Origin of the sequence: Flavobacterium sangjuense, assembly GCF_004797125.1 — a bacterium.
In the GTDB taxonomy this organism is placed as follows: domain Bacteria; phylum Bacteroidota; class Bacteroidia; order Flavobacteriales; family Flavobacteriaceae; genus Flavobacterium; species Flavobacterium sangjuense.
In genome coordinates this window covers 1213956-1238959 of the sequence record NZ_CP038810.1, presented here as the reverse complement: position 1 = coordinate 1238959, position 25004 = coordinate 1213956, and the positions used below count along the sequence as shown (strand labels likewise).

Annotated in this window: 22 protein-coding genes, 2 tRNA genes and 3 rRNA genes; 9 read left to right on the top strand and 18 right to left on the bottom strand. The window is 38.5% G+C overall.

What is annotated here, in order from left to right:
- The first annotated feature begins 72 nt into the window (after positions 1-72).
- Complete coding sequence (locus tag GS03_RS05475; RefSeq protein WP_136151553.1) at positions 73-1920, top strand: hydrolase/aminopeptidase; 1848 nt, start codon at positions 73-75, stop codon at positions 1918-1920.
- A 309-nt stretch (positions 1921-2229) separates the two neighbouring features.
- Here GS03_RS05475 and rrf read toward each other — a convergent pair.
- The 6 genes from rrf to GS03_RS05445 form a co-directional block, all read right to left on the bottom strand.
- Positions 2230-2339 (bottom strand): 5S ribosomal RNA (rrf, locus tag GS03_RS05470).
- A 117-nt stretch (positions 2340-2456) separates the two neighbouring features.
- Positions 2457-5339, bottom strand: a 23S ribosomal RNA gene (locus GS03_RS05465).
- A 199-nt stretch (positions 5340-5538) separates the two neighbouring features.
- Positions 5539-5612, bottom strand: a tRNA-Ala gene (locus tag GS03_RS05460).
- A gap of 118 nt (positions 5613-5730) precedes the next feature.
- Positions 5731-5804, bottom strand: a tRNA-Ile gene (locus GS03_RS05455).
- An 88-nt stretch (positions 5805-5892) separates the two neighbouring features.
- Positions 5893-7404 (bottom strand): 16S ribosomal RNA (locus tag GS03_RS05450).
- Together the 16S, 23S and 5S rRNA genes with 2 tRNA genes alongside form the textbook arrangement of a ribosomal RNA operon.
- 624 nt (positions 7405-8028) lie before the next feature.
- A complete protein-coding gene (locus tag GS03_RS05445) occupies positions 8029-9261 on the bottom strand; it encodes an ABC transporter permease (protein WP_136153067.1) in 1233 nt (410 codons plus the stop codon).
- A 4-nt stretch (positions 9262-9265) separates the two neighbouring features.
- Here GS03_RS05445 and GS03_RS05440 point away from each other — a divergent pair, with 4 nt between their 5' ends.
- Positions 9266-10477: an exo-beta-N-acetylmuramidase NamZ family protein gene (locus GS03_RS05440; RefSeq protein WP_168710270.1), complete on the top strand. Its 1212-nt coding sequence runs from the start codon at positions 9266-9268 to the stop codon at positions 10475-10477.
- Here GS03_RS05440 and GS03_RS05435 read toward each other — a convergent pair whose 3' ends face one another.
- The 3 genes from GS03_RS05435 to GS03_RS05425 form a co-directional block, all read right to left on the bottom strand.
- Positions 10478-10696 carry a hypothetical protein gene (locus GS03_RS05435; protein ID WP_136151552.1) on the bottom strand — a complete coding sequence of 73 codons (219 nt, stop codon included), beginning with the start codon at positions 10694-10696 and terminating at the stop codon, positions 10478-10480. It abuts the gene before it with no gap.
- 38 nt (positions 10697-10734) lie between these two features.
- Positions 10735-11136, bottom strand: coding sequence for a PH domain-containing protein (locus tag GS03_RS05430; RefSeq protein WP_136151551.1), 402 nt, complete (start codon positions 11134-11136; stop codon positions 10735-10737).
- 89 nt (positions 11137-11225) lie between these two features.
- Positions 11226-11726, bottom strand: a complete 501-nt coding sequence (locus GS03_RS05425; protein WP_394346370.1) for a YkgJ family cysteine cluster protein — start codon at positions 11724-11726, stop codon at positions 11226-11228.
- 56 nt (positions 11727-11782) lie between these two features.
- Here GS03_RS05425 and GS03_RS05420 point away from each other — a divergent pair, with 56 nt between their 5' ends.
- Complete coding sequence (locus GS03_RS05420; RefSeq protein WP_136151550.1) at positions 11783-12484, top strand: class I SAM-dependent methyltransferase; 702 nt, start codon at positions 11783-11785, stop codon at positions 12482-12484.
- Positions 12485-12486: 2 nt separating this feature from the next.
- On the top strand, positions 12487-13032 hold the full coding sequence (locus tag GS03_RS05415; RefSeq protein WP_136151549.1) for a YfiT family bacillithiol transferase: 546 nt from the start codon (positions 12487-12489) through the stop codon (positions 13030-13032).
- Positions 13033-13142: 110 nt separating this feature from the next.
- On the opposite strand, the gene GS03_RS05410 is transcribed toward GS03_RS05415, so the two are convergent.
- The 9 genes from GS03_RS05410 to GS03_RS05365 form a co-directional block, all read right to left on the bottom strand.
- Complete coding sequence (locus tag GS03_RS05410; RefSeq protein WP_136151548.1) at positions 13143-14300, bottom strand: aminotransferase class V-fold PLP-dependent enzyme; 1158 nt, start codon at positions 14298-14300, stop codon at positions 13143-13145.
- A gap of 6 nt (positions 14301-14306) precedes the next feature.
- Complete coding sequence (locus GS03_RS05405; protein ID WP_136151547.1) at positions 14307-15032, bottom strand: energy transducer TonB; 726 nt, start codon at positions 15030-15032, stop codon at positions 14307-14309.
- A gap of 9 nt (positions 15033-15041) precedes the next feature.
- On the bottom strand, positions 15042-15674 hold the full coding sequence (locus tag GS03_RS05400; protein WP_136151546.1) for a 7-carboxy-7-deazaguanine synthase QueE: 633 nt from the start codon (positions 15672-15674) through the stop codon (positions 15042-15044).
- 92 nt (positions 15675-15766) lie between these two features.
- A complete protein-coding gene (locus GS03_RS05395) occupies positions 15767-17428 on the bottom strand; it encodes a tetratricopeptide repeat protein (protein WP_136151545.1) in 1662 nt (553 codons plus the stop codon).
- 10 nt (positions 17429-17438) lie between these two features.
- Complete coding sequence (locus GS03_RS05390) at positions 17439-18359, bottom strand: PstS family phosphate ABC transporter substrate-binding protein (RefSeq protein WP_136151544.1); 921 nt, start codon at positions 18357-18359, stop codon at positions 17439-17441.
- 236 nt (positions 18360-18595) lie between these two features.
- Entirely contained in the window at positions 18596-19381 is a 786-nt protein-coding gene (locus GS03_RS05380) for an energy transducer TonB (RefSeq protein WP_136151542.1), read from the bottom strand.
- Positions 19382-19413: 32 nt separating this feature from the next.
- Positions 19414-19992: an ExbD/TolR family protein gene (locus GS03_RS05375; protein ID WP_136151541.1), complete on the bottom strand. Its 579-nt coding sequence runs from the start codon at positions 19990-19992 to the stop codon at positions 19414-19416.
- 21 nt (positions 19993-20013) lie between these two features.
- A complete protein-coding gene (locus tag GS03_RS05370) occupies positions 20014-20643 on the bottom strand; it encodes an ExbD/TolR family protein (protein WP_136151540.1) in 630 nt (209 codons plus the stop codon).
- A gap of 44 nt (positions 20644-20687) precedes the next feature.
- Positions 20688-21509 (bottom strand): MotA/TolQ/ExbB proton channel family protein, encoded by an 822-nt coding sequence (locus tag GS03_RS05365; protein ID WP_136151539.1) that lies wholly within the window; start codon positions 21507-21509, stop codon positions 20688-20690.
- A gap of 382 nt (positions 21510-21891) precedes the next feature.
- Here GS03_RS05365 and GS03_RS05360 point away from each other — a divergent pair, with 382 nt between their 5' ends.
- Genes GS03_RS05360 through GS03_RS05340 form a run of 5 tightly spaced genes read left to right on the top strand, consistent with a single transcriptional unit; the run spans position 21892 to position 25003 of the window.
- A complete protein-coding gene (locus GS03_RS05360) occupies positions 21892-23412 on the top strand; it encodes a helicase HerA-like domain-containing protein (RefSeq protein WP_136151538.1) in 1521 nt (506 codons plus the stop codon).
- 40 nt (positions 23413-23452) lie between these two features.
- Positions 23453-23758: a GIY-YIG nuclease family protein gene (locus GS03_RS05355; RefSeq protein WP_136151537.1), complete on the top strand. Its 306-nt coding sequence runs from the start codon at positions 23453-23455 to the stop codon at positions 23756-23758.
- A gap of 52 nt (positions 23759-23810) precedes the next feature.
- Entirely contained in the window at positions 23811-24179 is a 369-nt protein-coding gene (locus GS03_RS05350) for a DMT family protein (protein ID WP_136151536.1), read from the top strand.
- 4 nt (positions 24180-24183) lie between these two features.
- Positions 24184-24627, top strand: coding sequence for a YybH family protein (locus tag GS03_RS05345; protein ID WP_136151535.1), 444 nt, complete (start codon positions 24184-24186; stop codon positions 24625-24627).
- Between the two features lie 13 nt (positions 24628-24640).
- On the top strand, positions 24641-25003 hold the full coding sequence (locus GS03_RS05340) for a cupin domain-containing protein (RefSeq protein WP_136151534.1): 363 nt from the start codon (positions 24641-24643) through the stop codon (positions 25001-25003).
- Position 25004: the final 1 nt, after the last annotated feature.

Below are 25004 nucleotides of genomic sequence, written 5' to 3'. Positions count from 1 at the left end.
AATAATATAAATCCCGCTTTGAAATTTCAGAACGGGATTTTTTTATTTAATTTACAATAAATAAAATTCGCAATGAGAAAATTAAGTTTACTGATAGTTCTTATCACTTTTACTGCCTGTCAAAAAAAAGAATCAACTCCACAAAATCAAATCCTAAAAGATGCCCATTCGTTTTCAAATCCAGCTGAAGCGGTTGTCAAACATTTAGATTTAGATATCAAAGTCGATTTTGATACCCAAACAATTTCAGGAAAAGCTTCGTGGCAGATTGATAATATCTCCAAAGGAAACGAAATCATATTCGATGAAAACACGCTAAACATTACCAAAGTTACTCTGGGCGATGACGAAAAAGAAACCAAATTCGAACTGGGAAAGGAAATTGAACTCCACGGAAAGCCACTTCATATAACTATAGAACCAAATACGACCAAAGTCAATATCTATTACAACACTACCAAAGATGGTGTGGCTCTGCAATGGTTAAAGCCGGAACAAACGGCTGATAAAAAGAACCCGTTTGTGTTTTCGCAAGGGCAAAGCATTTGGTCTCGTACCTGGATTCCGTGTCAGGATTCGCCCGGAGTTCGCTTTACTTATAATGCTAAAGTTACTGTTCCAAAAGATTTAATAGCACTGATGAGTGCTGTAAATCCACAACAGAAAAACGATACCGGAGTCTATACTTTTAAACAGGAAAAAGCGATTCCTTCTTATCTGATGGCGATTGCCGTTGGCGATGTCGAATTCAAATCTATTGATAACAGAACCGGAGTGTATGCAGAACATTCTCAAATCGACAAATCCGTATGGGAATTTGCTGAATTAGGAAAAATGGTAAACGCAGCCGAAAAGTTATTTGGATCCTATCGTTGGGGCAGATATGATGTGATTGTGCTCCCTCCAAGTTTCCCTTTTGGCGGAATGGAAAATCCGAACTTAACGTTCCTTACACCTACTGTTTTAGCTGGCGATCGTTCGTTGACAAGTTTGTTAGCGCATGAATTAGGACATAGTTGGAGTGGAAACTTAGTAACTAATGCGTCTTGGGATGAAACTTGGCTCAACGAAGGTTTTACAACTTATGTTGAACACCGAATCGGAGAAGAAGTATTTGGAGTTGACGAAGCCAAAATGCAGGATGTATTAAGCCGAAAAGTGTTGCAAAACAATTTGGAAGAACTCGGAAACGACAGCCCTGACACTCGTTTAAAAATAGACACTTCGGGTAAAAATCCCGATGACGGATTGAGTGACATTCCTTATGAAAAGGGCTATGCGCTTTTACAAACTATTGAAGCGGCTGTCGGTCGTAAAAAATTTGATGCTTTTATAACAAATTATTTCAATGACCATGCATTCCAATCTATAACTACCGAAGAATTTGTTTCTTATTTTAATAAAAATCTAATCAAAGGTGACAAAAGGTTAGCAGACAAAATAAAGCTAGAAGACTGGATTTATAAACCGGGAATTCCATCAAATATAATAACTCCGGTTTCAGAAGATTTCAACGCTATTGACATTATCCAAAAAACATGGAGAACAACTGGAACTAAAGGATTGAGCCAAAAGATAAAATCAACCAACGAAAAACAACATTTCATAGATTACCTGCCAAAAGATTTGACTGTTCAGGAAATGACTGATATCGACAAAGAATTCAACTTCACTAATGGAGGAAATTTTGTGGTAAAACGCCAATGGTTTATCATAGCGATTCAGCATCAGTATAAATTTGCCTATCCTGCCATCGAACAATTCCTGACTTCTTATAGCAGAACCTATTCGCTAACGCCGTTATATAAGGAAATGATCAAAACTCCTGAAGGGAAAGTTTGGGCAAAACAAATTTATGCGAAGGCAAAATCGGGTTATCATGCAACAACAGTTCATGAAATTGAATCATTACTAAAATAAAATAGAAGCTCCTCAATTGAGGAGTTTTTTTTGGCGTGTCCCTTCGGGTCCGGGCTGTTCGCGCTGCACGGCAGCTTGCTTCCATCCCTCACAGAGCCGAGCGTTAATAAAAATGTCCTGTGGACATTTTTAGCGAAGGAGCCAGGCGGTGCGTTGGACCATAAATTCACCAAAGTGTGTAAAACAAAAAATCCCCATCAAATAAATGATGAGGACTTTCTAAAAAAAAGGCAGCGGATCGAGCCCAAAGGGCGACACGCTGCTCCTATAAAAAAAATAACCCTGACCGTTTGGTCAGGGTTACTAAAAAAAAGGCAGCGACATACTCTCCCACATAACTGCAGTACCATCTGCGCAGTCGGGCTTAACTTCTCTGTTCGGAATGGGAAGAGGTGAGCCCCGACGCAATAACCACCTTAAGAGGTTTTGCAAGGGTCTCGTTCTGAAAACGAGATCAATACATAATATCTTAACATACTGAGATAAAGAAAAATTAAAGAAAGTTTCTTCCTCCGCCTTGCGGCGGAGGAAAAGGTGTACATAAGCTTACGGGTTATTAGTACTACTCGACTATGACATTACTGCCTTTACATCTATAGCCTATCAACGTGGTCATCTTCCACGACCCTTAAAAGAAATCTCATCTTGTGGTGGGTTTCGCGCTTATATGCTTTCAGCGCTTATCCCTTCCAAACGTAGCTACTCTGCGGTGCTCCTGGCGGAACAACAGATACACCAGAGGTTTGTCCAATTCGGTCCTCTCGTACTAGAATCAGATCCACTCAAATTTCTTGCGCCCACAGTAGATAGAGACCGAACTGTCTCACGACGTTCTGAACCCAGCTCGCGTGCCACTTTAATGGGCGAACAGCCCAACCCTTGGGACCTTCTCCAGCCCCAGGATGTGACGAGCCGACATCGAGGTGCCAAACCCCCCCGTCGATATGAGCTCTTGGGGGAGATCAGCCTGTTATCCCCGGCGTACCTTTTATCCTTTGAGCGATGGCCCTTCCATGCGGAACCACCGGATCACTATGCTCTACTTTCGTACCTGATCGACCTGTATGTCTCTCAGTCAAGCTCCCTTATGCCATTGCACTCTACGCACGGTTACCAAGCGTGCTGAGGGAACCTTTAGAAGCCTCCGTTACTCTTTTGGAGGCGACCACCCCAGTCAAACTACCCACCAAGCAATGTCCCCCGAAATACGGGGTTAGACCTCAGATAAGCAAAGGGTGGTATTTCAACAATGACTCCACAACGCCTGGCGACGCCACTTCATAGTCTCCCACCTATCCTACACATCACTTATCCAAGACCAATACTAAGCTATAGTAAAGGTGCACAGGGTCTTTTCGTCCCACTGCGGGTAAGCGGCATCTTCACCGCTACTACAATTTCACCGAGCTCATGGCTGAGACAGTGTCCAGATCGTTACACCATTCGTGCAGGTCGGAACTTACCCGACAAGGAATTTCGCTACCTTAGGACCGTTATAGTTACGGCCGCCGTTTACTGGGGCTTCAATTCAATGCTTCTGATTACTCATAACATCTCCTCTTAACCTTCCAGCACCGGGCAGGTGTCAGGCCCTATACTTCATCTTACGATTTTGCAGAGCCCTGTGTTTTTGATAAACAGTCGCCTGGACCTCTTCACTGCGGCCCCCATTGCTGGGGGCGACCTTTCTCCCGAAGTTACAGGTCTATTTTGCCTAATTCCTTAGCCATGAATCTCTCGAGCACCTTAGGATTCTCTCCTCGACTACCTGTGTCGGTTTACGGTACGGGTACTGTTAATCTAAGTTTAGAAGTTTTTCTTGGAAGCCCTTAGGTACACTATCTCTTTGTCCGAAGACTCCGAGTACTATCGCATTTCCCCAGTTCCTGCGCATTTAACTACAAGACCTATAGGTAGGTGCTTTAACGAACTATTCCGTCAGTTCGCGGTACTTTCATCACTCCGTCACTCCATCACAATTAACAGTAGTACGGGAATATTAACCCGTTGGCCATCGACTGTCCCTTTCGGGTTCGCCTTAGGACCCGACTAACCCTCAGCTGATTAGCATAGCTGAGGAAACCTTAGTCTTTCGGTGTGCGGGTTTCTCGCCCGCATTATCGTTACTTATGCCTACATTTTCTTTTCTGACCTCTCCAGCATACCTTACGATACACCTTCGCTGATGTCAGAATGCTCCCCTACCACTTACATTACTGTAAATCCATAGCTTCGGTACTATACTTATGCCCGATTATTATCCATGCTCGTCCGCTCGACTAGTGAGCTGTTACGCACTCTTTAAATGAATGGCTGCTTCCAAGCCAACATCCTAGCTGTCTGGGCAGACAAACCTCGTTATTTCAACTTAGTATAGATTTTGGGACCTTAGCTGATGGTCTGGGTTCTTTCCCTCTCGGACTTGGACCTTAGCACCCAAGCCCTCACTGTTAGTGAACATTATATAGCATTCGGAGTTTGTCAGGAATTGGTAGGCGGTGAAGCCCCCGCATCCAATCAGTAGCTCTACCTCTATATAACTTTATAACTAACGCTGCACCTAAATGCATTTCGGGGAGTACGAGCTATTTCCGAGTTTGATTGGCCTTTCACCCCTACCCACAGGTCATCCGAAGACTTTTCAACGTCAACCGGTTCGGACCTCCACTATGTGTTACCACAGCTTCATCCTGCCCATGGGTAGATCACACGGTTTCGCGTCTAACACTACTGACTAAAGCGCCCTATTCAGACTCGCTTTCGCTACGGATCCGTATCTTAAATACTTAACCTCGCCAGCAACGTTAACTCGTAGGCTCATTATGCAAAAGGCACGCCGTCACCCCACGAAAGGGCTCCGACCGCTTGTAAGCGTATGGTTTCAGGATCTATTTCACTCCGTTATTCACGGTTCTTTTCACCTTTCCCTCACGGTACTGGTTCACTATCGGTCTCTCAGGAGTATTTAGCCTTAGCGGATGGTCCCGCCAAATTCAGACAGGGTTTCACGTGCCCCGCCCTACTCAGGATACCACTATCTATATCTTCTCTTACCTGTACGGGGCTATCACCCTGTATCGCTTACCTTTCCAGGTAATTCCAGTTCAATCCGCATAGAATGTCGTGGTCCTACAACCCCAGCATTGCCGTAACAACACTGGTTTGGGCTAATCCGCGTTCGCTCGCCACTACTTACGGAATCACTTTTGTTTTCTTCTCCTCCGCCTACTTAGATGTTTCAGTTCAGCGGGTTTGCCCACCTATCGGTGTGACATGTCTTCAACATGCCGGGTTGCCCCATTCGGATATCTACGGATCAATTCGTGTGTGCCAATCCCCGTAGCTTTTCGCAGCTTATCACGTCCTTCTTCGCCTCTGAGAGCCTAGGCATCCCCCATACGCCCTTATTTTGCTTATTGTACCCAATCTCGTTGTAAACAACGAGACCGTTTTTTTTTGTTCATTACTATAAATAGCAACAAACGCTTTCTACTTTTTAAATTTTTTCTTATCTCAATATGTCAATGAACTTTATCTGTGTGGATTTGGTTATTTGGTTATCCGGTTATCTGGTTTCCCAAATCAACAAATTACCGCATAACCGAATCAACAGATTCGTGGAGAATATCGGAGTCGAACCGATGACCTCCTGCGTGCAAGGCAGGCGCTCTAGCCAGCTGAGCTAATCCCCCATTTTCTTAGTTATGAGTTATCAGTTATGAGTTATGACCCGAGCGACAGCGAACTGACGCAGTAATTGTGCTCATAATTGCTCAACTTCCAGAATTTCCTTTAAATAAACAAACAAAGTAGTCCCGCCCAGACTCGAACTGGGGACCCCTACATTATCAGTGTAGTACTCTAACCAGCTGAGCTACGAGACTCTGTTTTTTGCTTATTATAATATTTGAACTAACAGCGAGAGTAATTGAATTAAATGATTTAAGGTCTAGTCCTTTTTATCGTCTCTAGAAAGGAGGTGTTCCAGCCGCACCTTCCGGTACGGCTACCTTGTTACGACTTAGCCCTAGTTACCAGTTTTACCCTAGGCAGCTCCTTACGGTCACCGACTTCAGGTACCCCCAGCTTCCATGGCTTGACGGGCGGTGTGTACAAGGCCCGGGAACGTATTCACCGGATCATGGCTGATATCCGATTACTAGCGATTCCAGCTTCACGGAGTCGAGTTGCAGACTCCGATCCGAACTGAGAACGGTTTTATAGATTCGCTCCTACTCGCGTAGTGGCTGCTCTCTGTACCGTCCATTGTAGCACGTGTGTAGCCCAAGGCGTAAGGGCCGTGATGATTTGACGTCATCCCCACCTTCCTCACAGTTTACACTGGCAGTCTTGTTAGAGTTCCCGACTTGACTCGCTGGCAACTAACAACAGGGGTTGCGCTCGTTATAGGACTTAACCTGACACCTCACGGCACGAGCTGACGACAACCATGCAGCACCTTGTAAATTGTCCGAAGAAAGATCTGTTTCCAAACCTGTCAATCTACATTTAAGCCTTGGTAAGGTTCCTCGCGTATCATCGAATTAAACCACATGCTCCACCGCTTGTGCGGGCCCCCGTCAATTCCTTTGAGTTTCATTCTTGCGAACGTACTCCCCAGGTGGGATACTTATCACTTTCGCTTAGCCACTGAGATAAATCCCAACAGCTAGTATCCATCGTTTACGGCGTGGACTACCAGGGTATCTAATCCTGTTCGCTCCCCACGCTTTCGTCCATCAGCGTCAATCCACTGGTAGTAACCTGCCTTCGCAATTGGTATTCCATGTAATATCTAAGCATTTCACCGCTACACTACATATTCTAGTTACTTCCCAGTAATTCAAGTCTGGCAGTATCAATGGCCGTTCCTCCGTTGAGCGAAGGGCTTTCACCACTGACTTACCAAACCGCCTACGGACCCTTTAAACCCAATGATTCCGGATAACGCTTGGATCCTCCGTATTACCGCGGCTGCTGGCACGGAGTTAGCCGATCCTTATTCTTACGGTACCGTCAAGCTCCCTCACGAGGGAGTGTTTCTTCCCGTACAAAAGCAGTTTACAATCCATAGGACCGTCTTCCTGCACGCGGCATGGCTGGATCAGGCTTGCGCCCATTGTCCAATATTCCTCACTGCTGCCTCCCGTAGGAGTCTGGTCCGTGTCTCAGTACCAGTGTGGGGGATCTCCCTCTCAGGACCCCTACCCATCGTAGCCATGGTAAGCCGTTACCTTACCATCTAGCTAATGGGACGCATGCTCATCTTTTACCGTTGGAACTTTAATTGCAAAATGATGCCATTTCGCAATGCTATGAGGTATTAATCCAAATTTCTCTGGGCTATCCCTCTGTAAAAGGTAGATTGCATACGCGTTACGCACCCGTGCGCCGGTCTCAGGTATTGCTACCCTACCCCTCGACTTGCATGTGTTAAGCCTGCCGCTAGCGTTCATCCTGAGCCAGGATCAAACTCTTCATCGTATATTGTTATGCTGAACTCGCGTTCTGCATTCGTAATGTAGACAAAGGCTAGTCTTTTTTCAAATCTTCCGATTCTCTTACTCTCTTTTTGTTGTTTTAAACATCACTGTCTAAAACGGCTGTCAATTCAATATGTCTATGAACGTATTCTTGTATTTAGAATCTGAAACTAGTTCAGATTAAATCGCTATTCTCTCGTTTAGCGGGTGCAAAAGTAACTATTCTTTTTTAACCAACAAGCAATTTTAAAAATATTTTTGAATTTATTTTAAATTCCTCGTTTTTCCAGTTTTTATATGAACATCCCTCTCTTGCGGGGTGCAAATATAAAAACTAAATCTCCCTTATTCCAAATGTTTTTTACGCTTTTCTTATTCTTTTTTTTAAGACGTTGATTTGTCGGCTTTTGGAGATGAACTTTAACAATACGCTAACTTTTTAGCCCCGATGGAAGTGGCATCCTTTTTATAAATTGCCATGGGTTTAAACCCGTGGCAATTTATAAAAAGATATAACGGACAGCGGGAAGTAGCTCAAAATAAATGAAGATATCAACCATAGCCCAACGCGCCACCTGGCTCCTTCGCTAAAACAAGCCGCCGGCTTGTTTCCTAACGCTCGGCCCTACTCGAAGCGAATGGATTTGGAAGGTGTAATTTTGGTAATGATATAAGATGGAATAAGTAAAACTACCAGGCAGATTGCGATAGTTCCGATATTTAGTAACAAAATGTAGAACAGGTTAATGTCGACAGGAGCTACGTTGACATAGTAACTTTCGGGATTTAGTTTTATGATGCCAAAGTATTTTTGAAGAAGAAGCAATCCGATTCCAATTAAATTCCCCCAAAGCAATCCGCGGCCAATTAAGTAGGCGGCATTGTAGAGAAACACTTTTCGGATTGACCAATTGTTGGCTCCAAGTGATTTTAGGATTCCGATCATTTGAGTTCGTTCGAGAATTAACACCAAGAGCGCGACTACCATATTAATAGTAGAAACGGCTATCATGACAATCAGAATAACAATAATATTAAAATCAAAAAGTTTGAGCCATTCGAAGATATAATAGAATTTCTCAACGATTGTTTGGGAGTCGAGTGTTGATGACGTTTCCTCGTAAACCTCTTGCCCTTTGCTTTCTATTTGGGTGAAATCGTCAACAAAAACTTCGAAAGAGCCGATTTGTTCAGGACGCCATTTGTTGATTCTTTGTACGTGACGAATATCGCCAATCACATAACTGGCATCGAATTCCTGAAACCCTGAATTGTAAATTCCGACTATTTTGAAATTGCGCAGGTTGTAGCCTTCACTGTTTTCTTTCATAAAGTAAGTCACAAACTTGTCACCGAGTTTTAGCCCTAATCGGTTACACAAATACTGAGAAATCAAAACTTCCTCGTTGAGATTGGCTTTGAAATTGGGCAACCTTCCTTCTGTTAAATACTCTTTTAAATTGTCTGTTTGATAATCTTTCCCAACGCCTTTAAAAATAATACCTTCAAAAGCTGATTCAGTTCTGATGATTCCGGCTTTGCTGGCAACGGCCTGCACATGAGTTATGCCGTCAACGTTTTTGAAATTTGGATAAAAGTTTTGATGAATGGAAATCGGCGTTGTGCTTACATCCGAATTGTTGTCATTGTAACCAGAGACAATTATATGCCCGTTAAAAGCCGAAACTTTCTGGCGTATTTTTTGTTGCAACCCAATTCCGGTTGCGATGGAAACAATCATCATAATCATTCCGAGTGCAATCGCGGTGATGGCAATTTTTATTATTGGCGCAGAAATACTACTTTTATGGTCTTTAGCAGTAATGAGTCGTTTCGCTATAAAATATTCTAATTTCAATGGTATGATTTCAAATTTGGTGTTCAAAAATACAGTTTTATTATCGGTTTTGCTAATGATTGCCTGCGGAAGTCAAAAGGGAAAAGGGATAAGTGATAAGACAAACTATACTCTTCCGGAAAATATAACTTTGGAAATAAAAACCGGTGCTGACAACTATGCTGCATATTTGCCTTTATTGAAAGATAAGAAAGTTGGCATTGTTACGAATCAAACCGGAATCCTGACCGACAAGAGACATGTTGTCGATTTTTTATTAGAACAAAAAATCAGCCTTACCAAAATCTTCGCTCCCGAACACGGCTTCCGAGGAACAGCAGATGCTGGTGAACATGTGGTTGACGGCAAAGACAGCAAAACAGGTTTGCCAATTGTTTCGCTTTATGGTGATAACAAAAAACCTAAACCGGAACAATTAGCCGGACTTGACATTTTGGTTTTTGATTTGCAGGATGTTGGCGCGCGATTCTACACTTATATTTCATCGCTTCATTATATAATGGAAGCTTGTGCTGAAAACAATATACAACTTATTGTTTTAGACCGACCGAATCCGAATGGCGGAATTGTTGACGGACCAATTTTGGAAAAAGAATTCACAAGTTTTGTGGGAATGCATCAAATTCCGTTGTTACACGGCATGACGATTGGTGAATACGCCAAAATGATTAATGGTGAAAAATGGTTGAAAAATGGGGTTCAATGTAACTTAACTGTAATTCCATGTCTGAACTACAAACGTGAAATGTTTTATAGCTTGCCTGTAAAACCTTCGCCAAACTTACCCAATGACCAAGCCATCAACTTGTATGCAAGTTTATGTTTGTTTGAAGGAACGAATGTAAGTGTTGGTCGTGGCACCGAAAAGCAATTCCAGATATACGGTTCGCCATTTCTTCCGAAAGGCAATTTTAGTTTTACGCCAGTTCCAAATTTCGGCTCCAAAGAACCACCATATAAAAACCAATTGTGTAATGGTGAAGATTTGACTCAGGCACCAAAAGTGAAAAAACTCGAATTAAAATGGCTACTCAAAGCCTATAACGAAACTGCAGATAAGTCGAAATTCTTCATTCCGTTTTTTACCAAATTAGCCGGAACCAAAAAACTGCAACAGCAAATTGAAGCCGGAACATCGGAAGCTGAAATTCGAAAATCCTGGGAAAAAGGACTGAATGATTTTAAGGAAATGCAAAAGAAATACTTAATCTATTAATTATTTAGGTTTCTGTATTCTTTTGAAAACGCTGTACACAAAGTAAAATAAATAAACAGGCAACATAAGAATTGCAAATATAAATGCCGACAACATAATTACCTCAAAAACCTGATTGGTAAAACTGCCGATGATTGGATCAGTGTCTATGATATAGCCATAGATTGCTATGGTTAAAGCCACAAGATAAATTACAATTAAAATATACAGCTTTTTCATAATCTTCTTTTATCAATAACGCAAAACGCAACCCTTTATTATACCTTGACTTCTATATTTGGGTTGATTTGAAGCAAATCTGTAAGGAAGTTTTGCTTTTCTTTTGGGGAAATATAAACTTCATCAAACTTGTTGAACTTAATCGCTATTCGATCTAATGATAATGCCGGTGAACTCAAAATGCTATTCGTTTTTTCTATTTTCCTAATTTTTGAAATGTCTATCCTATCGTTTACAACAAACATGGATTTAACAATTAGTTGATTTTCTGCAATAATATATCTGGTAGATTTTGAAATAAAAACAATAAACAGTAGGAAAAAGATAAATACAGGATAACCAATCCATTCTCCTTCAATCATACTTGTAACACTCAAAAAAATAGGATATAGTAATGGCAATCCCAGCCACCAATCTATTTTTGATTTATATATTTTCATGTGTATTTGTCATTGTTTTTTATGGGTCACATGGAATCGCTTTTGTGATTGTTTGCTATACAAACAATTAAATAGTGGCGATTTCATAATTATAACGGTAATTTTTTCTTCATTTCTTCCACAATATTATAAGCCGCAGGGCAAATAGCAACATTCTTCAAAGTCAAATCGGAAATCTGTTGAAACTTCTTTCTATCGGTGTGTGGAAATTCACGACAGGCTTTTGGACGCACATCATAAATCATGCAGTAATTTTCAGCATCCAAAAACGTACACGGAACACTTTGCAGTACATAATCCTTGTCTTCATCAATGCGAAGATATTGGTCGATAAATTGTTGTGGTTTTTGTTTCAGATGTTTTGAAATCCGTTCAATATCAGCTGAAGTAAATAACGGCCCAGTGGTTTTGCAACAATTCGCGCATTTCAAACAATCTGTTCGTTTGAATTCGGCATCGTGTAATTCCTGCATCACATAATCAAGGTTTTTGGGCGCTTTCTTTTTGAGCTTATCAAAATACTTTTTGTTTTCGATATGCTTATCTTTGGCTAACTTTTGAATCTCGTTTAAGGAAGGTTTCAAACTCATGGTGCAAAATTACATAAAACGAATAACCGAATAACCAAATAACCGAATAAACTCATATGAAAGATCTTTTCGGAAAAGCCATACTCGATTTTCAAACTGACAATTCGCCAGAAGATTTGGTTACCGAAACCAACATTTCGGAAGCAGATGACATGAGTGTGGAATATCTTTTCAGAAGTTTTAATGAAATGCCAAAACTCGAAAAAAAAGCATTACAGCTTTGCAAAGGAAAAGTTCTCGATGTAGGTTGTGGCGCCGGAAGTCATGCTTTGTATCTTCAGGAAAAAGGATTTGATGTGACAGCCATTGATATTTCGGCAAATGCTATCAAAGCCTGTCAGCTTCGCGATTTAAAAAATGCCAAGGTTCAAAATATTATAGATTTGAAAGGAGAAAGCTTCGATACGATTCTGTTGTTAATGAACGGAACGGGCATTTTTGGAACATTAGCTGAAACTTCGAAATATCTACAAAAACTAAAATCGCTTTTGAATCCGAATGGGCAAATCTTACTTGACAGTTCTGACATCATTTATATGTTTGATGCCGATGACGACGGAAGTTATTTGGTTCCGGCTGACAGTTATTATGGCGAACTGACTTTTTCCATTAACTACAAAGGCGAAACCGAAGAAGCCTTTCCTTGGCTTTATTTGGATTATAATACGTTGCAAAATGCGGCACATGCCAATGGCTTGCAATGCGAATTGGTTCTTGAAGGCAAACATTTTGATTATTTAGCAAAACTCACACTTTGATTATGGAAAATCCTGAATTAGAAAAACTGCGTTATCCGATTGGATTATTTGAAGCACCTCAAGTTTATACTTCTGAAATTTTGGCGAAAGCCATACAAACGATTGAAACTTTTCCTCAAAAATTAAAAGCCGAAGTTCAGCATTTATCAAATCTACAACTCGAAACCCAGTATCGTCCTCAAGGCTGGACGATTCGTCAGGTTGTACATCATTGCGCCGACAGTCATATGAATTGTTTTATCCGACTGAAATGGACGATGACAGAAAATAATCCGACGATAAAATTCTATTATGAAAATCTTTGGGCAGAAGGCATTGACAACAAAACCATGCCGATTGAACCTACGCTTCAATTTCTGGAAGGACTGCATTTTCGACTAGCGTTTGTAATGAAAAGTCTATCTGAATTCGATTTAGAAATGGCTTACATTCATCCTGAACACAATAAGGAGTTCCAGCTTCGCGAAATGATTTGTCTTTATGAATGGCATTGCAACCACCATTTGGCTCATATTACCGAACTCAAGAAAAGAGAAAACTGGAAGTAGTTTAGGAGCTATTTCCGGCTGTTCGCTCTATCTTTTTACTAGTTCTCGATACTGGCTTCGCCAACTCGAACTGACGTAAAAAGGATGCCGCTTCCATCTGGGCTAGAAATCTACACTTGAATCAAATCCGTTGTTTTAATAATCTCTTCCAAAGCACGGTACAAAATGTCTAAATCTTCCTGAGAATTATAAGCATTGATTGAAAACCGGATATAAATTTTATCGTTCAACGGCATCACCGGAACCTGGATTTTATATTTTGAATACAATACATCCTTTAGTTGCGATGGCTTGTTAGTATTAACAGGAACACTCGCCATCTGCCCTAAAAATTCCTCTGTAATTGGACTAAGTGGTTTTGTATTTAGCAAATCACAAAAGCGTTGGTAGTTATTAAAAACTATTTGCTTGCATTCTTTCGAAACTGCAGACCAATTGTTTTTCTCTAAAAATTCAATCACTTTTGGCGTACACAAAAAAGCGGAAACATCACGTGTTCCTTGCAATTCGTGATAATCCAAAAACTGGCTTTCGCCCGGCGCTACGCTTTCGTAACCCCAACTAACAACCAAAGGCTCTAAATCATTTTGCAGTTCTGGTTTTACATATAAGAATGAACTGCCTTTTGGAGCCAGCATCCATTTATGCAAAGTTCCTGTATAGTAATCCGGATTTAGTTCTGAAATATTTAAATCAATATGACCGGGAACATGTGCGCCGTCAACGATTGTTATTAAGCCCAGTTCTTTTGCTCTGTCACAAATTTCCTTTACCGGAAAAATCAAAGCTGTGGCACTCGACATTTGGTTCAGGAAAATTACTTTGGTGTTTTTGTTATAGCCTTTCCAGAATTCTTCAATGACTTGTTCTTTAGAGACAATAGGTAAACTTATATTTTGACGAATGTATTTGGCTCCGGATTTTTTGCAATAGAAATTCCACGTTCTGTCCATGGCACCATACTCATGATTGGTAGCCAAAATTTCATCTCCCGGATTTAGCTTTATGCTTCGCATAATAACATTAATCGCATAGGTTGGATTGGAAGTAAAAAACAAATCTCCGGCTTGGCAACCCACAAACTTGGCCAAACTTTCCCTAGCTGTTTTTAAATAGTTTGGTTGCTTCTTGACAATAAACTCAACAGGATCCAATTCCAATTCTCGTTGAAAGCGTTGGAATTCTTCAAAAACAGGCTTTGGGCAAGAACCAAAAGACCCGTGATTTAAGAAAGTAATATTTTGGTCCAATAGGAATTGTGATTTCATATGCAACTATTCTGGAATATCAATAGTTAAAGGCAAAGTAAAAGGTGTCTTTACTGGCTTACCATTCTTTTTTGCTGGTGTCCATTTATTGCCTGTTGTCTTTAAAACTCTTATTAATTCTTCCGCTGTTCCGTATCCTAAATCCTTGACGACTTTATAATCACCAATACTTCCATCTTCATTAATAACAAAACTAACTATAACTTGCCCTTTCAGTCCTGGAGCATCAGGAAGCTTGTAATTTTTATTTATATATTCATAAAACTTAGACAATCCGCCAGGCCTTTTACCTTCATTTCTATTTGAGTTTTCATTAATTTCTTTTACTTCAGAATCATTTTCTGAAGGCTTTGGTTTAACATTAAAAACCATTGGATATTTTATTTCAATGCTGATTGGTTTTCCACCACGTTTTGCTGGTTCCCATTTTGGGCACATCTTCAAAACCCTAATAAATTCTGTTGCCGATTCTAGGTCTAAAACCTGAGTGATTCTTATTTTGGTTACGTTTCCTTGTTCATCAATGGTAAATGCTCCTTCGAGCTTTCCGGCTTTGGTAACTTTTGAATAATCGAAATTTCTATTTATAAATGCTGTAAAGTTGTCAATTCCGCCGCCTCTGAATTTAGCTTCAATCCTGTCACCATTTAGATAAACTTCATCTTCTCCTCCAATTTGTGAAAATCCGGAAATTGGCAATAGGACAAACAGAAACAACTTAATTAGTTTCATATAATGATTTTAAGGAATATTCAAATATTTATGGGTTTGCAAAGACACTCTCCATTTTGGATTGTTCATTACATAATCGACAATAAGCGGCGTCATTTCTTCTTTTTTACTCCATTCAGGTTGCAGGAAAAGAATAGCATTACTATTTACTTTGGCAGCTTGTTCTTCAGCAAAAATGAAATCGTGTTTGTTGTAAACTATCACTTTTAACTCATTGGCAATCGCATAAGCATCGGCAACCGGCAATTTATTTTTCTTTGGCGAAAGACAAAACCAGTCCCAGGTTCCTGTTACCGGATAAGCTCCGGAAGTTTCGATATGCACTTTTAGATTCTTGTCTTTCAATTTTTGGGTAAGCAAAGTCATGTCCCATGTCAAAGGCTCACCACCAGTCACAACGACTGTATCGGCATATTTCTTTGCATTGGTAACAATAATATCCGTTGCTGTTGGTGGATGCAATTCGGCATTCCAACTTTCTTTTACATCACACCAATGACAGCCTACATCACAACCTCCAATCCGAATAAAATAAGCAGCCGTTCCTGTATGAAATCCTTCGCCCTGAATCGTATAAAACTCTTCCATAAGCGGAAGCATTTCTCCTTTTTCAACGGCCAATTGTGTTTCTTTTGATAACATTTTGTTTAATCTAGTCGGCAAAGATAAGTCCTTTTAAACAAAAAACCGCCCCGATTTTGAATCGAGACGGTTTTTAAAAATGCTATTCTTTTTTACTTTAATAATTTCATTGCTTCAAGCGCATACGCATTAGCCGGATCAAGTGCTAAGGTTTTGTTTAGCATTTCCTTTGCTTTTGTTTTATCAGTATTCGCTAAAGCTGATGCTATATTGTTGTATGATTCAATAAACTTAGCTTTGTTTTTAGTAACTTCCTCTTCACCTTTTGCCGTTACTACATCAATATATTGTTGGTAGTAAGTAGCCATCATATTGTCATTTTCCAATAGTCTGTTAGTTCTTGCTCTGAAAAGGTAAGCATCCTGTGTTGTTGGTGATGCTGTAATTACATTTCCAAAAGCAACATCTGCTTTTTGCAACGCAATTGGATCTGGCTTTACAATATCTTTTCTGGTGTTGTCATAGTAAAGTGAGTTTCCAAGATAGAAATTGTCAATCAAATAATTTTTAGAATTTGGATTGGTAACCGCCAATTCAAACACTGCCGCCGCTGCACCGAATGCTTTTTGGTCGTACAATTTTTTTCCAATTTCATTCAACTCATTAGCCGCTAATGGCTCCATTTCAACTGCCTTTTTTAAATCTGCAATTCCGGATGCTAACTGTGTTGGATCAATCAATTTCCCATCAGCACTAGCTCCTTTTTTAATTTTGGCTTGACCTAAATACAAATAATCACGAGGGATAATTTTGTTAGTTGGATTTGCAGTATAATTTTGCAATGACGTTAAAGCTACATCAACATTTCCGTTTTCATAAGCTGAATAACCTAAGTAACGCAAAATTCTTGGGTTAACTCCATCTAATTCTTTCATCTTGTTAGCTTCCAATTCCAGTGCTTTGTAATCTTTTGCCAAGATTAAAAAGTCAGCATGACGCATACGTGAAGTGATTGAATAGTCAGTCAAACTCATGTATTTTTCATAAAACCCTAAGGCTTTTTTAATGTTTTCATCATAGGTTTTTGGAATATTGTTCCCCCATAAATAGTAAGTTTCCGCTAATTCACGATAAACCGGACCATAATTTGGATTGATTGCAATTACTTCGTTGTATGCTTTTACAGCTTCTGTATACGCTTTGGCTCCTTTTAACAAAACACCCAACTGCATTTTTGCTCTGATTAAACTATTATCAAATTGATACGCATTTCTGTAAGCGACATAAGAATCATTTTGATTTTTATCTCCGTAATAGGCATCACCTAATGCTAATTGTACTTGAGCATCATTTGGATTGGCTGTTGCTGCTTTTGTCAAAACGGCAATAGCACTTTTATAATCCGGTTTATCAGCATTCATGAAAGCACGAGCAATATATACATATTCTTCGGTGTCTTTCTTTTTCAATTCTTTGATGACCAAATCAAATTTAGCTTGTGCAGCTGCTTTGTTATTTGCATCCAAATCTAATTGACCTAAACCAATATTATTCAATCTTGCACCTTCGCTTGCTGCTAATCCTTTTTGAAAATAGATTGAGGCAGAATCGGAAATATTTTGTTTTAGGTAAATGGTTCCTAAAAGAAATGCCGCTTTACCATTTGAAGGTTTTGCTTGTATAACTGATTTTAACAACGATTTTGCTTTTTCAAATTGTTCAGCATCAATAGCTTTCTTCGCTGGCTCTAAATCTTGTGCTTTCGCAATGGTTGTTGCTACTAACGCTAAGCTGAAAATTTTAAACTTGTTCATCTTCTTCTATTTAATTTTTATCTTTTGAAATTGTGTTTCTAATTCTGATCTTTCTAGTTGGAATTCGCTCAGGAACTAGCCCTGATTTTAAAATGATGCGTTGTCCTCTTTCTCCTGTTAGGAAGGAACCAAATCCCATTCCGAGTCCAGAATATCCTTGACAATTGACGATATACAAATGGCGTGCCAAAGGATATTTCCCTTGTGCCAGATTATCTTGTGTTGGGAAGAAATATTCCGATTCGTTTATGCCTTTAACACCTAACACATTTACATTATCAACAGTTTCTTGTAAATCTAATGGCGGTTGAAAAATCCAATTCATTCCTATGACTCCAACCATGCCTTTATTTTTGGCAACATATTTTAAAACTTCTTCATTGGTTTTGAATGAAAAAATGTTTTTTTGATTGTTAACTGAAACTCCTGAAATTTCAGAAATATATCTCGCTGTACTCGAGTTCGCATTATCGAAAACCAATCCTTTAATGTTTGGAACAGTTTTCCCGTGAACAAAATCAACAACATCCTGTAATGCCATTAAAGTGTCGTTGGTTGTTTTGCTTTTAATAAAAGCAACAGCATCGGTTGCAAAAGGTGTAATTCTTGGTGTGATTTTTTTGCTTTTATAAGCTTTTAATTCTTTCGCAGTAAGTGTTCTTGTTAAGATTACAATTTTTGCTTTGTCATTAAACAAATCATTGATTACTTCATTTTCTGATTTTGAAATCAATTGTAATTTGGCATTATATTCTGTTTCAAATACGGCAGCTTCATCTTCCACGATTGGCAATATTGACTCATCAACATATACCGTAGCTTTCCCTTCCAGTATTGTATCCTCACCTTTATCATTTTTCTTCTGACAGGAAAAAACGAAAAGCAGGGTTAATAAAGCAAAGCCAACGAGTGTCTTGGTTAATTTATTCATTTCTAAATTTATTCTTCTTTATTAAAGAAACGCAAAAATCGTAAAAAAGAATATACTATCAGTAAAATTCCAAAAACAATTCTGTATTTATATTCTAATGTTAAAGGTAGTGACTTCCAAAATATGATTAGTAAGCCTAATGTTAAATAAATCAAAAAAAACAAAATGCCTATAACGAGAAGAAACCGCTCTTTAAGCGATTTCTTCTGAAAATTTTCGATGAATTTTGAAATCATCTATTCTGCTGATTGGATTGATATAGGCAAAGAATATAATACCCTTACCTTTTTACCATTTTGTTCTCCGGGATTCCATTTTGGACAAGATTTTAAAACTCTGATAGCTTCTTTTCCTGTTCCGTAACCGATATCTCTAAGTACTTTAATATCTGTAAGCGATCCGTCTTTTTCAACAACAAACGTTACAAATACTTTTCCTTTTAACCCTTCTTCTTCCGGAACTTGAAAATTCTTACCAACGAATTTGTAGAATTTATCCAATCCTCCTGGGAAATCCGGTTTTACTTCTATACCTGCAGTGTTATAGATGTTGTTATCTTCTTCAACCACACTTGGTCCCGTTCCAACTGGCTCAACTGTTAATGGTGCATTTTCATCACCTTTAATTGTTTCTGCTCCCAGTTTTTTATCTTTTATTTCTTCCACTTTTGGTGGTTCTTCTACAACTTCTTCTGTTTTAGCCACAACAGGCTTAACAAATTTCACCTGATCCACTTTTGGAGGTGGTGGTGGTGGCGGTGGAAGATCCTTTTTCTCTTCTTTTGGAGGCATCTTAATCGTTACGATTTTTTGATCCAAAGATGCGTCTTCATTTGACATATCCGGGATTAAGCTGATAATAAGCGGTGCGCTTACTGCCAACCCAAAAACTAATGCTCCAATAATAAGGGCGCGAAGTGTCGTTTTTGGATTTTCTTTACGCAACTCATACGCACCATACGCTTTGTTACGTCCTTCAAAAACGATGTCGATCCACTGTCTATTAAATAAGTCTAATTTCATTTTTTAGTATATTTTTGATTAGCACTGGAACATTAATTGTTCATTTCGTCTACTAGTTTTTGTTCTTCCGGAGTAATGTCATTTACAATGGCATACGTTGGCACTTTACAAATTGCCATTTCATCTAAAACATCAACCAAATTTCTATAAGTTGATTTTTTACTTGGCTTGATAATTACAATCAAACCATCCCCTTTTTTATAACTTGGTCTCGTCTTGGCATACTCGCCAACCGAAACTACTCTTTTCAAGATTTCTTTACGAAGACCATTTTTACCGTAAACAGCATCTGTTGGTTTTCCTCCTGGTTCAGGATTTTCAATAAGACCGTGAAACCATTTTATTTTGTTGTCTTTACCCATGATGATAGTCATGGTTCTTTTTTGATCAACTTTTATGTCTTTTGGTGGCGTTTTTTTATCTTCTTTATCAGGCAAACCCAAATCCATAGATTGTGGTTTTGATAAAGATGTTGTCAGCATAAAGAAAGTAATCAGCAAGAAAGCTAAATCCACCATGGCAGTTAAATCTACCTTTGCGTTGGATTTCTTACTTCTTACCTTGCCACTGCCTTTTTTGCCGCCGCCTTCGCCGGTATTTAATTCAGCCATTTTATAATATTATTAAATATATTAATAGTCTTTTCCTCTTAAACCAGTAACTAAATTAAAGCTATTGATTTTTTGATCCTGCAAAATATCCATAACTCTTTTAATCTGTGGATATTCTTCTTTAGCATCGCCTTTGATTGCAAATTGAAGTTCTTTCGTTCCTCCATTTTCAATGTTTGCTTTTCTGGCGCCTTGTATCCAATCTTGCAATTGATTGTTTATAGAGTCGCAAGGCATTCCCGGCTGCACTCCTTTTTTAGCTCTGTCTGAACCTTTCATTGCCAGCAATTGCTTCAGTCCCTCAACAGGAACACCAAACTCATCCATAAGTTCGAATTCAGTCTTTTCCTTGTCTGTGAAGTCAACTTTATATTTACTGGACATATATTCAAGGGCTCCAGAACGTATTGCTCTATCCTTCATTCCAAAAAACACTTGCTCTTTTCCTTCGCTTTTCCCTACCGTAATCGTTACCAAACCTGTTTCCGGCAATTTTGTCTGCACAGTTGAGGAAGGCGTATCTACTGGTAGTGGCTCAGGTACTTTAGCCGTTGCCGTTAAGATAAAGAATGTAAGCAAAAGAAACGCTACGTCACACATCGCAGTCATGTCGATGGATGTTGACTTTTTATGCATTTTTATTTTACCCATTATTTATTTGTTTTATAACAATTAATAGAAACTCTATAATTGTATTATGATTTTAAACTTCCTCTGAATTTTCTGTATGTGTTCACGATAGTAGAACCTGCCTCATCAATAGAGTAAGTTAATGTATCGATTTTAGAAGTAAAGAAGTTGTAAGTTACAATTGCTAAAGCAGAAGTAGAGATACCAGTTGCTGTATTGATAAGTGCTTCAGAAATACCATTTGCTAATGCTGCCTGATCTGGAGTTCCTGTAGAAGCTAAAGCTCCAAACGCTTTAATCATCCCTGTTACAGTTCCTAATAATCCTGCAAGAGTTCCAAGAGAAACCAATGTTGAAATGATAGTCAAGTTTTTCTCTAACATTGGCATTTCAAGAGCTGTTGCTTCTTCGATTTCTTTGTGGATAGTTTCAGAAGCTTCTTCACTTGTAAATCCTTCTTTTTTAACTTCTTGATATTTTACTAAAGCTGATTTTACTGCATTTGCAACTGAACCTTGTTGTTTGTCGCATGCACTGATAGCTTCATCAATTTTCCCTTGTTTAATATCTCCTTGGATCGTTTTCATAAAGGCATCCAAATTCCCTTTTCCGGCTGCTTTAGAGATAACTGAAAAACGCTCAAATGAAAACACAACCACCATTAATAATAATCCCATCAAAACTGGTACAATTGGTCCACCTTTGTATACCATTGCTAAATAATTTCCTGGTAGTGGGTGACCTGTGTTTACTCCACCTTCAAAGTTTGCACCATTACCCATAATAAATTGCCAGATAATCCAACCCACGAAAATACATAATAAGATAATGATTCCTGAAACCATTCCTACACCTTTTGAACCGCCTTCTTTTTTAACGTTTGCCATTTTTTTAAATTTTTAATTTTTAAATAATTTTATAAGTTTTAGTTGTTAATAAACTTGATTAGGAGCAAATTTAATTTTTTACTTGTAATAAAAAAACTTTTTTTAACATTAATACTACATCGATTTAATTCGCAATTAATGACCGATTCCGTCATTCCAAACAATCATTAAATATTACATAAAAATAGTTATGATTTTCAGAGTTTTACTGCTTATTTATTATGTATAACGTCAAAAGCTTTGAAAATGTATTTTTTAACCAAACTTTTTTTCAACATTTAAAATTAAGTCTTTTTTATTCCAATTTGAAAACAATTAACATTTCCTTGCTTTTGAAAAAATACATTACTTTGTAATATCTTTATAATCTAAAAAAAAGCAAATGGCAACAGCATCCGATTTCAGTAAACATATTAACGAAGGTTACACTTCAAAAGGAGAGAGTATTACGCTTGGCGGCGCCATTTTAAATGGAGAAGCGGTTGCCGACACTCTTGTTAAAGTACCTTTAAAAACATTAAACCGTCATGGATTAATTGCCGGCGCCACAGGGACAGGGAAAACAAAAACGATTCAGGTATTGTCGGAACAGTTGTCTTCTTTCGGAATTCCGGTTTTGATGATGGATATCAAAGGTGATTTTTCGGGAATTGCCCAAGAAGGCGAAGAAAAACCTTTTATCACTGAACGTCACGCCAAAATAAGCATTCCTTATGCTACCGCTTCTTTTCCTGTAGAATTGATGTCGCTTTCGCAGCAAAATGGCGTCCGACTTAGAGCAACCGTTTCTGAGTTTGGTCCGGTTTTATTTTCCAGAATTCTCGATTTGAATGATACACAAACAGGTGTTGTTTCAGTAATTTTCAAATATTGTGATGATCAAAAAATGCCGCTTCTGGATTTGAAAGACATCAAAAAAGTACTGAATTATATAACAGAAGAAGGAAAAGAGGAAATTGAAGAAAACTACGGAAAGATTTCTACGGCAACCACAGGAATCATTCTGCGTAAGATTATTGAATTAGAACAACAAGGCGGCGATATTTTCTTTGGTGAAAAGTCATTTGAGATTGACGATTTGATGCGCATTGACGAAAACGGAAAAGGTTACGTGAACATCATCCGCTTGACGGATATACAGGATAAACCAAAATTATTCTCTACGTTTATGTTGAGTTTATTAGCCGAAATCTATCAGCAAATGCCAGAAAAAGGAGATGCTGAACAGCCCGAATTGGTTATTTTTATTGATGAAGCGCATTTGATTTTTAATGAAGCGAGCGATGCATTGTTAGACCAAATAGAAACCATTATAAAATTAATTCGTTCCAAAGGCATTGGCGTTTATTTTGTAACTCAAAATCCGATGGACGTTCCGGCTAGTGTTTTGGCGCAATTGGGATTGAAAATCCAACATGCCTTACGCGCTTTCACTGCAAATGACAGACAAGCCATCAAACAAACAGCCGACAATTATCCGAGTTCCATTTACTATAAAACCGATGAAGTGTTGACCAGTCTAGGAATTGGCGAAGCTTTTGTAACAGCCTTGAACGAAAAGGGAATTCCAACACCATTAGCAGCAACCATGATGCGTGCACCGATGAGCAGAATGGATGTTTTGACTGAAGCTGAAATTACAGAAATCAATGGCAAATCGAAATTGGTTAGAAAATACGCCGAAGAAATTGACCGTGATAGCGCTTATGAAATTCTGTCCAAAAAGATTGAAGGAGCTATTCAACAGGCAGAAGCACAAGCGCAAGCTCAGGAAGAAACCAAGCAGGAAAGCAACGAGCCAAGCACCGCTTCTGTTATCGGAAAATCGGTGGTGAAAGTAGTGACTAGTGCAACATTTATTCGTGGCGTTTTTGGAGTGTTAAGTAAAATATTCAAACGTTAGTCATTGCGAGGCACGAAGCAATCTCATAAACTTGAGCAATATGAAACCCGGTTTTATCTATATAGTAACAAACAAGTACAACAATACATTTTATATTGGAGTTACTTCAAATTTGCCTCAAAGAATATTAGAACATATAGAAAAGCGTTATGAAAATTCATTTTCTGCAAGATATAATCTTAATAAATTGGTTTATTACGAACAGTATCAAATGATAGGAGATGCAATAGCAAGAGAGAAGCAATTAAAAGGAGGTTCAAGAGAAAAAAAGATAGAGTTGATTAGAAGCATTAATCCAAACTGGATTGATTTATTTGAAGAAATAAAAGATATAATTACAATTTAAAGAGAAACATTGAAGTTGATTATGAGATTGCTTCGTGCCTCGCAATGACAATATGAAAAGTTTTTTAACTATTGGCTTGCTAATTCTTTCAAATGTTTTTATGACATTGGCTTGGTATGGTCACCTAAAATTTAAGGAACTCAAATGGTTTGAAAACGCTGGATTGATTACGATAGTTTTAATAAGTTGGGGATTGGCTTTGTTTGAATATTGCTTTCAGGTTCCGGCCAACAAAATGGGTTACGAAGGAAATGGCGGACCATTTTCATTAATGCAGCTCAAAGTCATTCAGGAAGTAATTACGCTAATCGTATTTGTCATTTTCTCGATGATTTTCTTTAAAAACGAAAGCTTCCGATGGAATCATGCCATTGGGTTTTGCTTTTTAGTTTTGGCAGTTTATTTTATATTTAAAAAATAATATTATGAAGAAATTAATTCTACTCTCATTAACGATGTTGGTCATTGGTTGTTCCAAAAAAACAGAAACTGTTAGTCCTGATGCTCTGAAAGCTGAAGTAGCTAAAGCCGAAGACGATTTCAAAAATCTTTCACAATCTAAAGGAATTGCCGAAGCTTTTTACGCTTACGCAGATAGCAATGCAGTTATTAAACGTGAAAACGATACCTTAATTCAAGGAAAGGAAAACATCAAGAAGTACTATTCAAATCCGAAATTTCTAAAAGCTACGGTAACCTGGAAACCCGATTTCGTGGATGTTTCTGCTGATGGAACTTTGGGCTATACTTACGGAAAATTCGTTTGGACAACAACCGATTCAGTAGGAAACAAAAAAGATTTTAAAGGCCGCTTTCATACCGTTTGGAAAAGACAAAAAGATGGAAGCTGGAAATATGTTTGGGATTAATAATACTTAACCAATGAAAAAGTATTTTATACAGAAAGAACCATTTGTTGTTCCCACAACCGATGGAAAAGTAATTGAAGAACATCACGGAATTCCAACTACAGGAAATTCAGAAATCTCGATTGCACACATGATTGCGCCACCAAAATGGAGCGAACCTTTTCAAACTCCCGAATTTGACGAATACACGTATATCATTTCGGGGAAAAAGCAATTTATTATTGATGGGGAAACTGTAGTTTTAGAAACAGGGCAATCCATAAAAATTGAGAAGAATACGCGGGTTCAATATTCCAATCCGTTTGACGAGCCTTGTGAATACATTGCGATTTGCAAACCTGCTTTTGATTTTAACAAGGTACACAGAGAAGAGTAAA

What these genes read in the sequence shown, in the direction of transcription:
- GS03_RS05475 (WP_136151553.1), top strand. Translation starts at nt 73, where the DNA reads ATGAGAAAATTAAGTTTACTGATAGTTCTTATCACTTTTACTGCCTGT.
- GS03_RS05440 (WP_168710270.1), top strand. Translation starts at nt 9,266, where the DNA reads ATGATTTCAAATTTGGTGTTCAAAAATACAGTTTTATTATCGGTTTTG.
- GS03_RS05435 (WP_136151552.1), bottom strand. Translation starts at nt 10,696, where the DNA reads ATGAAAAAGCTGTATATTTTAATTGTAATTTATCTTGTGGCTTTAACC.
- GS03_RS05430 (WP_136151551.1), bottom strand. Translation starts at nt 11,136, where the DNA reads ATGAAAATATATAAATCAAAAATAGATTGGTGGCTGGGATTGCCATTA.
- GS03_RS05425 (WP_394346370.1), bottom strand. Translation starts at nt 11,726, where the DNA reads ATGAGTTTGAAACCTTCCTTAAACGAGATTCAAAAGTTAGCCAAAGAT.
- GS03_RS05420 (WP_136151550.1), top strand. Translation starts at nt 11,783, where the DNA reads ATGAAAGATCTTTTCGGAAAAGCCATACTCGATTTTCAAACTGACAAT.
- GS03_RS05415 (WP_136151549.1), top strand. Translation starts at nt 12,487, where the DNA reads ATGGAAAATCCTGAATTAGAAAAACTGCGTTATCCGATTGGATTATTT.
- GS03_RS05410 (WP_136151548.1), bottom strand. Translation starts at nt 14,300, where the DNA reads ATGAAATCACAATTCCTATTGGACCAAAATATTACTTTCTTAAATCAC.
- GS03_RS05405 (WP_136151547.1), bottom strand. Translation starts at nt 15,032, where the DNA reads ATGAAACTAATTAAGTTGTTTCTGTTTGTCCTATTGCCAATTTCCGGA.
- GS03_RS05400 (WP_136151546.1), bottom strand. Translation starts at nt 15,674, where the DNA reads ATGTTATCAAAAGAAACACAATTGGCCGTTGAAAAAGGAGAAATGCTT.
- GS03_RS05395 (WP_136151545.1), bottom strand. Translation starts at nt 17,428, where the DNA reads ATGAACAAGTTTAAAATTTTCAGCTTAGCGTTAGTAGCAACAACCATT.
- GS03_RS05390 (WP_136151544.1), bottom strand. Translation starts at nt 18,359, where the DNA reads ATGAATAAATTAACCAAGACACTCGTTGGCTTTGCTTTATTAACCCTG.
- GS03_RS05380 (WP_136151542.1), bottom strand. Translation starts at nt 19,381, where the DNA reads ATGAAATTAGACTTATTTAATAGACAGTGGATCGACATCGTTTTTGAA.
- GS03_RS05375 (WP_136151541.1), bottom strand. Translation starts at nt 19,992, where the DNA reads ATGGCTGAATTAAATACCGGCGAAGGCGGCGGCAAAAAAGGCAGTGGC.
- GS03_RS05370 (WP_136151540.1), bottom strand. Translation starts at nt 20,643, where the DNA reads ATGGGTAAAATAAAAATGCATAAAAAGTCAACATCCATCGACATGACT.
- GS03_RS05365 (WP_136151539.1), bottom strand. Translation starts at nt 21,509, where the DNA reads ATGGCAAACGTTAAAAAAGAAGGCGGTTCAAAAGGTGTAGGAATGGTT.
- GS03_RS05360 (WP_136151538.1), top strand. Translation starts at nt 21,892, where the DNA reads ATGGCAACAGCATCCGATTTCAGTAAACATATTAACGAAGGTTACACT.
- GS03_RS05355 (WP_136151537.1), top strand. Translation starts at nt 23,453, where the DNA reads ATGAAACCCGGTTTTATCTATATAGTAACAAACAAGTACAACAATACA.
- GS03_RS05350 (WP_136151536.1), top strand. Translation starts at nt 23,811, where the DNA reads ATGAAAAGTTTTTTAACTATTGGCTTGCTAATTCTTTCAAATGTTTTT.
- GS03_RS05345 (WP_136151535.1), top strand. Translation starts at nt 24,184, where the DNA reads ATGAAGAAATTAATTCTACTCTCATTAACGATGTTGGTCATTGGTTGT.
- GS03_RS05340 (WP_136151534.1), top strand. Translation starts at nt 24,641, where the DNA reads ATGAAAAAGTATTTTATACAGAAAGAACCATTTGTTGTTCCCACAACC.